The 13,793-nt window shown below is 69.1% G+C and carries 10 protein-coding genes; 2 read left to right on the forward strand and 8 right to left on the reverse strand.

The window, feature by feature from the left end; translation table 11 throughout:
• The 4 genes from VD972_RS31190 to pgeF all read right to left on the reverse strand — a co-directional run.
• On the reverse strand, window positions 1-399 hold a 399-nt coding region (locus VD972_RS31190; protein WP_324992426.1), incomplete at its 3' end, for a DNA-processing protein DprA.
• Between the two features lie 138 nt (window positions 400-537).
• Window positions 538-1,755 (reverse strand): LysM domain-containing protein, encoded by a 1,218-nt coding sequence (locus VD972_RS31195; protein ID WP_324992427.1) that lies wholly within the window; start codon window positions 1,753-1,755, stop codon window positions 538-540.
• Window positions 1,756-1,777: 22 nt separating this feature from the next.
• Window positions 1,778-2,614, reverse strand: coding sequence for a tetratricopeptide repeat protein (locus tag VD972_RS31200; RefSeq protein ID WP_324992428.1), 837 nt, complete (start codon window positions 2,612-2,614; stop codon window positions 1,778-1,780).
• Between the two features lie 60 nt (window positions 2,615-2,674).
• Window positions 2,675-3,436 carry a peptidoglycan editing factor PgeF gene (gene pgeF / locus VD972_RS31205; protein WP_324992458.1) on the reverse strand — a complete coding sequence of 254 codons (762 nt, stop codon included), beginning with the start codon at window positions 3,434-3,436 and terminating at the stop codon, window positions 2,675-2,677.
• Between the two features lie 170 nt (window positions 3,437-3,606).
• Here pgeF and VD972_RS31210 point away from each other — a divergent pair, with 170 nt between their 5' ends.
• A complete protein-coding gene (locus VD972_RS31210; RefSeq protein ID WP_324992429.1) occupies window positions 3,607-5,535 on the forward strand; it encodes a diguanylate cyclase in 1,929 nt (642 codons plus the stop codon).
• A gap of 13 nt (window positions 5,536-5,548) precedes the next feature.
• Here the strand turns inward: VD972_RS31210 and VD972_RS31215 are convergent, their stop codons facing one another.
• From VD972_RS31215 to VD972_RS31230, 4 genes are all read right to left on the reverse strand, one after another.
• On the reverse strand, window positions 5,549-6,145 hold the full coding sequence (locus VD972_RS31215; protein WP_324992430.1) for an SGNH/GDSL hydrolase family protein: 597 nt from the start codon (window positions 6,143-6,145) through the stop codon (window positions 5,549-5,551).
• A gap of 22 nt (window positions 6,146-6,167) precedes the next feature.
• Window positions 6,168-7,610, reverse strand: coding sequence for a Do family serine endopeptidase (locus tag VD972_RS31220; RefSeq protein ID WP_324992431.1), 1,443 nt, complete (start codon window positions 7,608-7,610; stop codon window positions 6,168-6,170).
• 157 nt (window positions 7,611-7,767) lie between these two features.
• Complete coding sequence (locus VD972_RS31225; RefSeq protein ID WP_324992432.1) at window positions 7,768-9,357, reverse strand: glycoside hydrolase family 57 protein; 1,590 nt, start codon at window positions 9,355-9,357, stop codon at window positions 7,768-7,770.
• Between the two features lie 12 nt (window positions 9,358-9,369).
• Window positions 9,370-10,860, reverse strand: a complete 1,491-nt coding sequence (locus VD972_RS31230) for a DUF4912 domain-containing protein (protein ID WP_324992433.1) — start codon at window positions 10,858-10,860, stop codon at window positions 9,370-9,372.
• Window positions 10,861-11,083: 223 nt separating this feature from the next.
• Here VD972_RS31230 and VD972_RS31235 point away from each other — a divergent pair, with 223 nt between their 5' ends.
• Window positions 11,084-13,744, forward strand: a complete 2,661-nt coding sequence (locus VD972_RS31235; RefSeq protein ID WP_414654160.1) for a glycosyltransferase family 4 protein — start codon at window positions 11,084-11,086, stop codon at window positions 13,742-13,744.
• The last annotated feature ends 49 nt before the right edge of the window (window positions 13,745-13,793 follow it).

The following is a 13,793-nucleotide window of genomic DNA, read 5'->3' on the forward strand; positions in this document are numbered from 1 at the left end:
CGGGTGGCGGCTGCCCACCATGGCCACGCGGCGCCGGGGCGGCCCCACGTGCCCCTTGTAGAAGAGGAGGGGCGGCGCGTCGGGGGTGGCCGCCAGGCGCTCGGGGAACGCGCGCTCACCCGCGAAAGCCACCTCCATGCCCACCGCGTTGCACTGCTTTAGGAGCCGCTCCACCAGGGGCGCCAGCGCCTCCACCTGTGCCAGGCGGCGGCGAACGGGCGCGGACACAGGCACGTCGGCCAGCCACTCCCTCACGGGGCTGCTCAGCAGGCGAGCCAGCGAGCCTCCAGCGAACACACGCAGGGCCTCCAGTGTCCGCGGCCCCAGGCCAGGAACTGCCCACAGGGCCAGCGTGGCGCTCTGCTCAGGTGTCAGTGAGTGTGTGAATATGTCCGCCATACCCATCCCCCCCGTCCGGTTCCCACCTATATAGATGATGGGCCCGACGGAAAGGGGCGCGACACATAAACACCGGACTGGCAGCGGTCAAGCAGCCAATCCCTCCGCACTCGGGCGAAGTGCGTGTTTCCTGCGAGATCAGCGGCTGGCGGTAGGAGCACCGCCTACACGCATCTCGACGCGATCGCCGGGGATGATCTCCCGCAGGGAGTTGGTGAGGAGGCAGTTGGAGGTGCGCTCCTTCACCTCGCTGACGAGGCACGTGCCGATGATCTCGTCCGGCAGGGCGGCCTGGGTCTTCTCATCCTGCTTCTCCAGCAGCTTCTTGTTCGGGTTGTCCCGGCGCATGACGGCGAAGGTGTTGCCCACCGCGACGCCGTCGCTGCTCCCCTTGTCGACCACCAGGAAGTGGTGCTCGGCGGTGACGGAGAGGAACGGCAGCATGGCCGTGATGATGTAGCCCTTGAGCGCCTTGGTGTTGGGCTTGACGGCGACACGATCCGTCAGCCGCTCCCCGTAGGGGCCCACCAGATCCCCGCGCGTGATGCCATCCCAGGACTCGGAGACCTGCGCAGTGACGAACTTGTCCCCCACGCTCAGCACTCGCACGGTGCCGAGCAGGTTCGTGAGGTAGCCCACCTTCTGGTTCGTGATGGGGTGCTTGATCTCCTGATCCGTGCGGAAGACCAGGTAGCGATCGCCCACCTTCGCGTCGATCTTGCGCTTGAAGCGCAGGTAGACCGTCTCCGGGTAGCTGAGCATCTCCGCATCGGAGAAGGAGCTGTCGATCCGGCCCGCCTCGTCCACCTCCTTGGCGGTGACGAAGCCCCGCGTGGCCACCAGCGTGGCGCCGTTGGCTTGGTAGCCGATCTTTCCGCTCGTCGACACCAGGTTCTCGCCGTTGACGGGGCCCAGCTCCGTGGCGGCCTCGAGCTCACCCGCCTCCGCCACCATCTCCGTGGGCCCGGTGCCCGTCTCCACGCGAGACGGAACCTCTTCGCCCGCGGGGAAGAAGCGCACCTGGTTGCCCGGGTAGATCCAGTGCGGGTTGGCGATCTGCGGGTTGTAGGACCAGACCTTGGGCCAGTACCACGGGGTGCCCAGGTACTGCTGCGACAGATCCCACAGCGTGTCGCCTCGGACGACGGTGTGCACCTCGCCGGGCGCCGCCTCGCGGGCGTTCTCGGACCCGGGCACCTTCACACCGCCGGGCGCGCCCTCGTCGGCGACGTCCGCGCCCTCGGTCTCACTGCCCTCGGCTTCCTCCTCCTGCTCCTGCGCCTCCTGGGCGCGCGCCGACCAGGCCGGCGCGAGGGAGACGGCCACGAGGAATGCTGTCAGGATCCTGGAGCGCATCGGGCAACTTCCTTTCAGACTTCTAGTGCGGCAGGGACGCCAACCGCTGCTCCGCTTGTGTCGCGGCAGCCGTCCCTGGGAACTGGGTAATGACGCGGGTATAGAGCGCGCGAGCGTCCTCCCGCTGGTTGAGCTTCAGCCGGCACTCGGCAAGCCGGAGCATGCCGTCCAGCACGGCATCCCCGGCGGGGTAGGTCTCGATGAGGCGCTCGAACACGAGCGCGGCGCCCGCATGATCGTTCAGGCCGACCATGCCCAGCCCCGCGAAGTACAGCGCGTTGTCCGCGCGGGGGTGGCGAGGGTTCTGCTCCGCGAAGGACTGCAGCTTCACCACGCCGGGCTCCACGTTTCCGGTGCGCAGCGCGGCCACCGCCTGCTCGAACTCCGCGTCGAGCACGGCCGTGTTCACAGGCGAGGGCGCGCTGACGGGCTCGGAGGGCTCGGGCGAGGAGCTGACGAACAGCTCCACCTGCTCGGCTTCCGGCTCCACCACGGCCACCTTCGTCGGCAGCGACGGCGCGGGCTCGGCCTTGGGCTTGAGCTTCACCACCGTCAGATCGGGCACCTCGACGTGCGAGGCGGAGGAGGAGGGGGCGGCCTGGGAGGCCGGAGTCTTCGCGGGCGCCTGGGGAGAGGAAGCGGCCGGAGCCTGAGAGGGCCGGGCCCGGATCACGGCGGAGCTGCGCTCGATGCGCTCGAGCCGCTCTCCCAGGCGCGCCTGCTGCTCGCGCATGGCACGAAGCTCCGCCCTCAGCGCGGCCATGTCCGCCTGGGAGGCAGAGTCATGAGCGCACGCAGCAAGCGCGCACAGCGGCACGACGGCGAGCAACCGCCGGAAGATGGGAAGACGCTCCAGCACGGGTATCCACCACTGAGGATAGAGAGCGGCTTCCAAGACGGTCAAGAAAACGGCCTGCTCTCAGAAGCGATGGAGCACGAAATTGATGTGACGCCCAGTGCGACCCGAGTCACGCCTGTGCGAGAAGAAACGCCCGGAGTCACAGGAGGTACAGTCCTGTAGGACGTCCATGTGGGCGACCTTCACGCCCACACGCCGCAGCGTCAGCACCACCGCGCGGGACAGATCCAGGCGGAACTCGTCTCCCCGGGCCACCACCACGTCGGACCCGAAGCGCGTGGCGAAGTGCTTCGCCATCTCCTCGGAGACGACGTAGCAGCACTGCTGAATGGCCGGGCCCACGGCTGCCAGCAGCCTCTCCGGACGAGAGCCCCGCGCGACCAGCGCCTCCACCGCGCGCGCGGCGATGTCCGCATCCGTGCCGCGCCAGCCCGAGTGCACCGCCGCCACCCGCTTGCCCTCCGGATCCACCAGCAGCACCGGCACACAGTCCGCCGTCGAGACGCCCACCCACTCTCCCGGCTGCTCGGTGAAGAGGGCATCCGCATCGCCCAGCTGCGGCCGCAGCGTGGGCGTGTTCTGCCCGCCCGCGGCCTGCAGCACCCGATCCCCGTGCACCTGCTTCACCGTGTGCAGCGCCCCGAGCGGCGCTCCCACGGCTGTGGCCAGCCGCCGGTAGTTCTCTTCGACGCGCTCGCGCACGTCTCCGACAGTGAAGCCCAGGTTGAGCGAGGCCAGGCGCCCCTCGGAGACGCCTCCCGAGCGAGTGGCAAAGCCATGAGGGACAGGAAGCAATGCGGAGGTGATGAACAACGAGCCCATGACCCGCACAGGGTACCCCACCCTTCCCATGAGGACACTGTCCTCCAAGCTGACCCCACCAGCGCGGGAAAATTCTTCCTGGAACGTTTGACAGTCCTCAGTCGTCCGCCGGACAATTCCAACCCTGTAGGTCCGCTGGAGTTGCAGCCAGCGCCCCACCTCCTGAGATCATGGCCCTGGGTCCTCACACCGTCGGCAGGAAGCTCCTCTGGAGCATTGCCTTGCCAGGCCTCGTCGTCGCACTGCTCGGCGCCGGCTACTTCTGGAAAGAGACGCGGCGCGCCGTGCAGGACGCCGCCCACCGCGAAGCGTTGGCCCTGGCGGAGTTCGTCGACTCCACCTTCTCGCTCCCCCAGGCGGATCGCACACATCCGCACAGCGCAGTGGCCGAGGTGCTCGCGTCGGATACACGCCTGTTGCGGTCTGTAGCAGAGCTACGGGTGCTGACGCCCGATGGGCGCATCCGCTGGTCGCGGCAGCGCAGTGAGGAGGGCACGCTGCACCCGGACAGCTCGCGGCTGACGGCGCTCACCCCGGAGACGGCGCGCTCAGCGCGAGAGGGCACGGAGGTGGTGCGCCCGCTGGGCGGCGCGGACTGTGCCGACTGCCACACCGGCGACAACGCCCAGCACCTGGGGGTGCTCCAGGTCCGCCTGTCCGAGCCGCTGCTGAGCCGCCAGCTCTCGGGAGTCTTCCAGGGGGCGACCGTGGCGACGCTGGTGTTCGGCGTCATGCTGGCGCTGGCCACGGCGCTCGCCCTCCACTTCTTCTTCAGCCGGCCGCTGCGGCGGTTGACGGGCATCATGCGGCGCGCGGAGGAGGGAGATCTGTTGGTGCGCGCGGAGACGCGGGGCACGGATGAGATCTCCCGGCTGGGCTCGGCCTTCAACCAGATGCTGGCGCGGCTCACGTCGATGAAGGCGGAGGAGATCGACACCCACCGGGATCTGGCGCTCGCCAACGAGAAGCTGGCCCTCAAGGAGAAGCTGGAGGAGCGCATCACGGAGCTGTCGCTCCTCTTCGACGTCGCCCACTCGCTCAACTCCACGCTGGAGCTCAGCGAGCTGCTCGAGCGCATCACCCGGCTGGTGGTGGAGCGGCTGAGGATCCCCAACTTCTCCATCATGCTGCGCACCGCGGAGGGGCTGCTGGAGATCCGGAGCGCCTGGCCACAGCACCGGGGCAGCGAGGGGCTCACCTTCGGCATCGGCGAGGGCGCCTGTGGCCGCGCCGCGGAGACGCTGCGGGCGGTGTACCTGCCGGACGTGTCGGATCGCTCCAGCATCTTCGCCAAGCGCAACCTGGTGGGTGGCACGGATCATGGCTCGCTGCTGGCGGTGCCCATGGTGCACATGGACACGCTGCTGGGGGTGATGAACTTCCAGCGCCCGGAGGTGGCCGGCTTCTCTCCGGAGGAGTTGGAGCTGCTCATGGCGGTGGCGGATCAGGCGGCCACGGCGGTGAAGAACGCCCGGCTGCACGCGGAGACGGTGCTGCTCACCATGACGGATCCGCTCACCGGCGTGCCCAACCGCCGGCACCTCTTCAGCCGGCTGGACTCCGAGCTGGCGCGCGCCGAGCGCTACGGCACCCCGCTGTCCATCCTCATGATCGACGTGGACCACTTCAAGCGGCTCAACGATGCGGAGGGCCACCGCGCCGGAGACGAGTCCCTGCGCAAGGTGTGTGACGTGCTGCGCACCCGCGTGCGCAAGGTGGACACCCTGGCACGCTACGGCGGCGAGGAGTTCATGGTGCTGCTGCCTCAGACGGCCAAGGAGGGGGCGGTCGAGGTCGGCGAGAAGCTGCGGCGCGCGGTGCTGGAGACGGCGGGCTTGGCCTCCTCCAGCCAGCCCACCGGGCACATCACCATCTCCATTGGCGTGGCCAGCTTCCCGCTGGACGCGACCGAGCAGGAGACGCTGGTGGACTGCGTGGACGCGGCGCTCTACGCCAGCAAGCGCGGGGGCCGCAACAAGGTGTCGGCGTACGAGCCCGGGATGGAGATCCACCCAGGCCGGGAGCGAGGGCCACACGCCAGCCGCCCCGCCGCGGACGGCTCGCGCCCCCTGCCCCCCGCGGGCGTGGCTAAGGCCTGAGGGCCGCTCGGGCTCAGCGGCGCTCCACCAGCGGCCTCACCGTGGGCAGCATGAGATCCGCCCACTGCTCGTAGCCGGCATCCGAGGGGTGGAAGCCGTCGAAGGAGAAGAAGTCAGGCCGCTGAGGGATGAACTCGCGGCTGGCCGAGTAGAGATCCACCACGTGCATGCCGTGCGTGCGTGCCACGGCGGAGATGGCCTCGTTGAAGGGCTCGATGCGGCCCTCGTAGAGGTGGCTGGGGACCATGCGCGCCACGGGCGCGAGCGCCATGTCTGGCACGTTGACGGCCACCAGAGAGGCCCCCGTGGGCTTCAGCCGCCGGACAATCCGGTCGAGCTCATCGCGGAAGTCCTCCAGCGAGGTGCCGCGCCACAAGTCGTTGGTGCCGATGCCGAGCGTCACCAGCGTGGGCTGCGTGGCCACGGCCCGCTTGAGCTGGGAGGTGAAGACGTCGCGGATGACCGCGCCGCTCATGCCCAGGTTGGTGAGCCCCAGGGAGAGGCCCAGCTGACGGAGGCGGGAGGCCAGCCGCTCGGGATAGCCCCCGCCCCGGCTCGCCCCCACCCCTACCGCCGAGCTATCCCCGAGCGCGACATAGGTGATGCTCAAGTCCGCCTCCTGCCACCGCCCATCAAGGCATCTTGAGGGCGCGGAGGAACCGGCTGTTGCCGCCGGGCGTCATCACACGCAGCAGCAGCGTGCCTCCCGAGGGCGTGGCGCGGATGGCCGTTGCCAGCTCCTCGGCGCTGCGAATCGGCTTGCGGTTGGCCTCCACCACCAGCATGCCCGGCGCCAGGTCCGCGCGCTCGGCGGGCGAGCCCGGCACCACGTCGGTGATCAGCGCGCCGCCCTCGTTCCGGGTGAAGCCCGCCTGCTGCGCCGTGCGCGCATCCAGGTCGCTGAGCGACACGCCCACGCGCGCCTTGGAGCTGTCCTCGCTCTCGCGCGGCGAGCGCTTGCTGATGCCCTCGAGATCCGGCCGCGTGCCCAGCGTCACCTTCACGTCCTGCCTGTTGCCGTTGCGGAAGAGCGTGATCGTCGTGGAAGTCCCCGGCCGCTTGAGCGCCACCGAGCGGGTGAGCGCGCTGGCCGAGCCAACCTTCTGCCCGTCGATGGCGACGACCACGTCATCCACCTTCATCCCCGCCTTGGCGGACGGGCCACCCGGGCTGACCTCGTTGACGATGGCCCCCTCGGTGACGGGCAGGTTGAGCGCCTTGCCAAGGTCCGCCGTCAGATCCTGGATGCCGATGCCCAGGTAGCCGCGGGTGACGGCGCCCTCCTTCTCGAGCATGGGCACCAGCGCCCGAACGAGGTTGCTGGGCACCGCGAACCCAATGCCCGACCCCCCACCGACGATGGCGGTGTTAATGCCAATCACCTCGCCCTTCATGTTGAAGAGCGGACCGCCGGAGTTGCCCGGGTTGATGGCGGCGTCCGTCTGGAGGAAGTCGTCATAGGGGCCGGCCTCGATGTTGCGCGCCTTGGCCGAGAGGATGCCCAGGCTGACGCTGGAGGCCAGGCCGAACGGGTTGCCGATGGCCAGCACCCAGTCGCCCACCTTCACCGCGTCCGAGTCGCCCAGCGCCACCACGGGCAGCTTTTCCGGCTTGCCCTTGAGCCTGAGGACCGCCACGTCCGTCAGCGGGTCACGCCCGGCGATCTCGGCGAGGAAGGAGCGCCCGTCATCGAGCTTGACGGTGATGGAAACCGCGTCTTCGACAACGTGGTTGTTGGTGAGCACCAGGCCCTTGGGATCGATGATGAAGCCCGAGCCCGCGCCCTGGCGCATGTTCTCCCGGCCGTTGGGCCGTCCGAAGAAGCGCTCCATGGGGCTCTCCACGCCGCGAGGCCCGGACACCTTCGCCGCCACCTCCACGTTGACGACGGCGGACTTCACGGACTCCACCAGAGGTGCGAGCGAGGGCAGCGCCTGGGCCGCCCGGGTTTCCGGCTGCAGGACGTTCCCGCCGGAAGGAGGTTGGGCAGGAACCGACTGAGCCAGTGCTACCGATGAAAACACCACCAGCACTGCCGCGAGAGTGTTCCGAACAAGGAAGTTTGGCTGTCTCATAGTCACCCCAAGCTAAAGCGCCATCCGAGCCCGGCAAGCAAAAGCGCATCTCGGATACCTGAGGAGAACACTGGGCCGCCCCTCCTCTTCCCGAGGAAACAATGGCTGCCTTGCCCGCACCTGTCTCCACATGGGCGCAAGAGCAGCCCCGGGCCGCTCAGGCTGGCTGAAACACCCGGTAGTCGATCTCCGGGAAGATGTTGTTCCGCGACTCGACCTGGGACAGCCAGGCCTGGTCGATATTCCCGTTCCGCACCTGATCGTGCAGGCGAAGGAAGCGCAGGACGTGCTCCTTCGTCCGGCGCACGGCGTAGTCCACCATGGTCCCGGTCTTCATGATGAAGGCCCAGTCCGAGGACTGAGCGAGCAGGAGCTCACGCGCCGCCTGGTTGAGCGCTCGGCGCTGCAGCGAGGAGGACTCGGGGTAGTCCCGGGCCAGCCCCACCATCTGCCGGGCGCAGTGGTGCAGGTGCCGGTAGATCCAGTCGTTGGAGCCATCCAGCCACATGTTGGCGTAGCCGCCCGCGCCCCATGAGGACACTGGCGGCGTGGCCACCTGGTTGCGAGGGTGCTCGCGCAGATCATCGGACGGCGTCGCCAGCTGGAACGTGCGCTGATCGTACGCCACCTTGCGGATGAGGAAGTCGAGGAACTGGGGGCCCTCGAACCACCAGTGCCCGAAGAGCTCCGCGTCGTACGGGGCCACCACCATCGGCTTGCGATCGCCCATCCGCGAGGACAGGTACTCAAGCTGCTGCTCGCGGTTGAACATGAAGTTGCCGGCGTGCGTGGCCGCCCTCGCGCGCGCCGCCATGGGATCGTAGGGGAGCTTGTCCTGCGTCTTGCCGGTGATGCGGAAGTACTTGTAGCCGGTGTTCTTCCGGTCCCCCGTGGGCTGGATGAAGGGCCGGATGTAGTCCAGCTCCAGATCCCACCCGATGTCCCGGTAGAACTCGCGGTAGATGGGGTCACCAGGGTAGCCGGTCTCCGAGCTCCACACCTGCTGGGAGCTCTCGGGATCGCGCGCGTACGCGGCCACCCCCGTCTCCGTGTAGATGGGCGCGAAGGGGCCGTACAGCGGGCGCGGCGTCGCGTCCGTCACCCCGTGGGTGTCCACGAAGAAGTAGCGGATGCGCTCGGCGGCCAGGAAGCGATCCACACCGGGGTAGTAGCCACACTCGGGCAGCCAGATGCCCGGCGCATCCCGGCCGAACGTCAGCCGGTAGTGGTTGGCGGCCACGGTGATCTGTGCACGCACCGCCTCCGGCGTCTCCTGCAGCAGCGGGAGAAAGCCGTGGGTGGCCCCACTGGTGATGATCTCCAGGTAGCCCGCATCCTGGAGGCGCCGGAACGCGCTCACCAGATCCCTCTGGTAGCGCCCCTCCCAGTTGATCAGCAGGGCCTCGAAGTGGTCGCGGTAGAAGCGCGCCAGCGGGCCGAACGTGGGATCATTCCGGGTGCGGTGTACCTCGCGCGCGCCCAGCTCGCAGAGCCGCTCCAGCTTGCGGGTGTAGCGCTCCGTCAGCAGGCTGTCGCGCAGCATGGTGACGAGCGTGGGAGTGAGCGACATCGTCACTCGGAACGGCACGCCCTCCTCCGCCAGCCGATCGAACACCCGCAGCAGCGGCAGATACGTCTCGGAGATGGCCTCGTAGAGCCAGTCCTCCTCGAGGAAGTCCTCGTGCTCCGGGTGGCGGACAAAAGGAAGGTGCGCGTGGAGCACCAGTGCCAGGGAACCCTGACTCATATGGGAGGAGCCCTATCGTCCCCGCCCCGACGGAGGCGGCGTCCAGTGGGTCTGCTCGGAGGATCCCCCTCTTCCGGCGGTCTGCTCGGAGGATCCGAGTGGCCTCGGGGGGATCTCCAGGTGCTCGGGCAGCCCGGCCCTTTCTTCGCTGCGGGCGATGCGCTCGCGCCGCGACTGCGGGATCTCCGTCAGCTCGGCGCTGCCAGGCAGTGGGACGCGCTGCCAGGTGATGTACTCGCGCTCCTCGACATGCACCTCACGTGAGACGCCCACGGACGCCACCACCGCAGGCGCCCCCTGGACGGGCACCCGAGGTGGGGGAGGCAGCTGCATGAAGCGCACGGACTTGTCCGGCGATGGACCCACCCGTGGCAAGGTGATCGGGTGGGACGAAGAGCCGAGCCGACGCGAGCGCCCCCCACGGCCCACGAAGAGCGCCTCCACGCGGTAGGGGCGCCCGGGCGGCAGCCCGTGGATGTAGAAGCTGCGTGACTCGAGAGTGATCTCCTGCTCGCGCACCAGCCTCTCCCCATCGTACACGCGCAGCATGGCCCGCGGCTCTGAGAGCCCCTCGAGAGCCCGTGCGCGCGTGGCGGGGCCAAAGTCCCAGGTGATGAAGAGCGTGTGGGGATCGCGGGCCAGCGCCAAGGCCAGATCGTCCTCGTAGTCCAGCGGCAGCTCGCCCAGTTCCTCTTCGTAGCCCGGCGCGCCGCCTCTCACCGCGGGCTGCGGGGCCTGATCCTCGGTGAGGTGGTGGCGCCGCAGCTCGCGCTCCCCCATCATCCGCGCCACGAAGAAGCCCTCGATCAGCGGCTCCGCGGCCTGCTGGAACACCGTCTCCAGCTCCGGGGAGTCCACGACCATCTCCGCAGTGTCCTCCTGCCACGACTCCTCGGCGGAGCGGGGGGAGCGCGGACGCGGCGGGAAGTTCACCACCTGTGCGGGTTTGAACGATGCGGAGGCCTCCTCATCCTTGGGAGTGGCCGAGCGAGCGGGCGAAGCCTTCTTGCCTTGCGGCGCGGCGGTATTCTTCTCCGGCTCGTTCTTGCGCTCGGTGGCCTTCTTCTCCGGCTCCTTCTTCTCCGGCTCCTTCTTCTTGTCCTTCTTGTCCACGGCGTGGGACTCCTTGCCCGCAGGCTCCCGGGACGGCTTGGCGGCGGGAGGAGCAACCTTGGAGGCCGGCGCGGCCTTGGCAGCCAGAGAAGAAGCCTTGGCAGCCGGAGAAGAACCCTTGGTAGCCGGAGAAGAACCCTTGGTAGCCGGAGAAGAAGCCTTGGCAGCCGGAGAAGAACCCTTGGCGGTCGTCGCTGAACTCTTGGCGGCGGGCTTCGAGGAGGCAGGCACCTCGATACCCGCGAGTTTGGCCAGCTTCTTCAAGGCCGGGACGAACCTGGCGAGGGCGACGACGAGCTCCTGCTTCTTGAGCTTGCTGTAGCCAGAGCCCAGGTGCTTTCGCGCCAAGTCTCGAAGATAGCTCATGGTGACGCTCTTGAGATCGTCCATAGACAGGTCGCCTTTAGGTCGATGCGCCCTAGGGGTCAACGAGGCTGTGGATCTTTCTGTTCTTCGCAAGACCGGCCCCCCAGTCACATCCGATGACACGTTGGAAACGGACCGAGTATCCTGCGCCCGCTTGAGCGACCTGCCCAGACTGCTGCTGTGCAGCTTCGACGTCATCCCCGGCCCGTCGGGTTCGTCGCGCCGCCTGACGGAGTACCTCAAGGCGTTGCCCGATCGCTTCTCGGTGGTGGTGCTGTCGGCGAAGACCCCGGACCACTCCCATATCGAGAAGTACCAGGGCGCGCGGCTGCTCCGAGTGCCCGTGGGCGCGGGGAACCTGGCCTCACGCATCCAGGCCTTCGAGCGCGCCGTGAAGCGTCAGCTCGACAGCGAAGACTACGCCCTCGCCCACTTCACCGATCCCTTCGGCGGCTATGTCCTGTGCGAGATGAAGGGGGACTACGGCTACCGCCTCATCTATGAGGCCCAGACGTTCCCCTCGCAGGAGCTGCGCTACACCCACCCCCAGACCGAGGGCGACAAGCGCTTCCTCGCCAAGGTCCGGCGCCAGGAGCTCTTCTGCCTGATGAACGCCGATCTGGTCATCACCGGCTCGGAGACCACCAGGACCTACATCCAGTCACTGGGGGCGAGCACGGACCAGACCCGAGTGATGCGGGCGCCCGTGGATGTGGGGCCCTACACGCCCGACGTGCTCGGAGCGCCGGATGGCCAGCCAATGCGGCTGATGTACCTGGGCAGCCAGGCGGGGTGGCAGGGGGTGCCCACGCTGCTGCGCGCGCTGGCGCTGGCAGTAGAGCAAGGCGCGGAGGTGAAGCTCACCCTGGTGGGCCCCCGCCACCCGGACTGGCAGCCGCACCTCGAGGATCTGGCCAAGGAGCTGGGCATCCAGGAGCAGGTGGAGTTCCAGCCACCGGTCCTTCATGACGATCTCGTCAAGGTGCTGGCCCTGGCGGACGTGGGCGTGCTCCCGTTGGATGACGTGGATCGCAACCGGCTCCAGGGTGGGCCGTTGGCCAAGACGTCCGAGTACCTCGCCGCGGGCCGGCCGGTGCTCGCCGCGGATCTGCCGGTGACGCGCGAGCTGCTCCCCTCCTCCGCCACGATCTTCCACCCTCCGGGGGACGCCAAGGCGCTGGCCGACTGCATCTCCGAGCTGGCGCGAGACGTGCCGCGCCGGGTGGAGCTGGGGCGCGAGGCCCGCGCGTTCGCCGAGCACGAGCTGGATGCGGGGCTCATCCGCGGCAAGCTCCTGGACATCTATGACGAGCTGCTGGGGAAGCAGCATGCCGGGGGGGCTCGGAGCGAGATGCCTGAGCTGACGACGACAGGCACTCCCACCAATCGGCTCCCCGAGGCCAGGCCCCCCGAGGGAGGGCGACGCACCTCGCGCGGTGGGAGGTCCGCGGCGGACAAGGCATCCGCGTCCTCCAAGAAAGGGCCTGCTCGCGACGATCTGCCGCTCGTGCTGGGGCAGGCCCTGTCCGACGATGGGATGGACACCCGCCTCGTCAAGACCGAGCCGGACGCGCACTCCATTGAGCCTCCCGTGGTGATGGGGCTGCCCTTGCGGGATCAGAAGTCCGCCGTGTCCGCTCGGAGGGAGGACTCCACCCCCATCGTCCGGCCGCCGCCCGGAGTCCGCCGCGAGGAGCCGGAGGAGCCTCCGACCTCCATCGTCCACGCCTCGCCGCCGACCTCGCGTGACGACACCTCTCGCACGCCCATCGTGCGCTCGCCGCTGGGAGCCGCGAGTGAGGCCCCTGTCGCCTCTTCCGCTCGCGCATCAGCACCCCTCCAGGCCGAGGAGCCCCCCGCCCCCACTCCCATCGTCCCGATGAAACCCCCAGGCGGCCGCGCTGCAGGGGCTTCACGCTCGGAGCCAGGGCCCAGCCGCCCTGCCGCTGCCGCCGCCAGTCCCTCGACGGGCACCCGCGGAGCCCTCCAAGAGCCCCCTCCTGCGAGTCCCTCGACGAGCAGCCGCGCGGCTCTCCAGGAATCCCCGCCCGCAAGCCCCTCGACGAGCAGCCGCGCGGCGCTTCAGGAACCCCCGGCTGCTGGCCCATCGACGAGCTCCCGCGCGGCCCTCCAGGAGCCCAAGCCTGTGAGCCCGTCGACCAGCTCCCGCGCGGCCCTCCAGGAACCTCCACCCACCACCCCCTCGACGAGCTCTCGCAGCGCCCTCCAGGAGCCCGCCCGTGTCCAGGAGTCCTCCGAGAAGGGGCGACCCGCTGCTCTGCCCCCGCTCACCCGTCCTGGACCTCCTTCTTCAGAGAACAAAGGGCCGCCGCCACGCCTGTCGCCTGTGGAAGCTCCGGTCGCTCGATCCCCCGTCCCAACGCCGCCAGCCGCGCAAGCCCCCGAGGAGGAGCCCGAAGAGATCTCCGAAGAGGAGGCCCAGGAGATCTCAGACGACGCGGCGCTCGATGCCGCTCCTACCCCTCCCCACCCGCGTCCCCGGATGGAAGAGCCAGAAGAGCTCAGCAGTGACGAGCTCGAAGAGGCCGACGCCGCCGAGGCCCTCGAAGCTGCGGATGATCAGGTGGAGGAGGCAGACGACGCGGCCGAGCCTCTAGAGGACGAGGTCCAGAACGCCGACGACGCGGTGGAGGAGGTCGACGACATGGTCGAGCCCGTGGATGCGGTTCTCCCGGCCGCGGCCACCCCCCTGCCCAAGGCCCCCGTGTCGGCGCTGGATCCCTGGTTTGCCCAGGTGGCGCACGGCTACTGCCCTCCCGAGGGAGCCCAGTTTGCCCGGCACACACCTCCCACCAACTTCCCAGGAAGGGATGAAGAGCCGACAGATCCCTCCCGGGCAGTGCTTCCGCCCCCGGCCCAGGGGGCCTCCCGCGCCAACCGCTCGTAAACCAGCCAACCGAGCCCCCCGCGGAAACTTCCCTGCCCCTGGGTCGCTG

The organism is Hyalangium sp. (assembly GCF_035629615.1).
Taxonomy (GTDB): Bacteria; Myxococcota; Myxococcia; order Myxococcales; family Myxococcaceae; genus Hyalangium.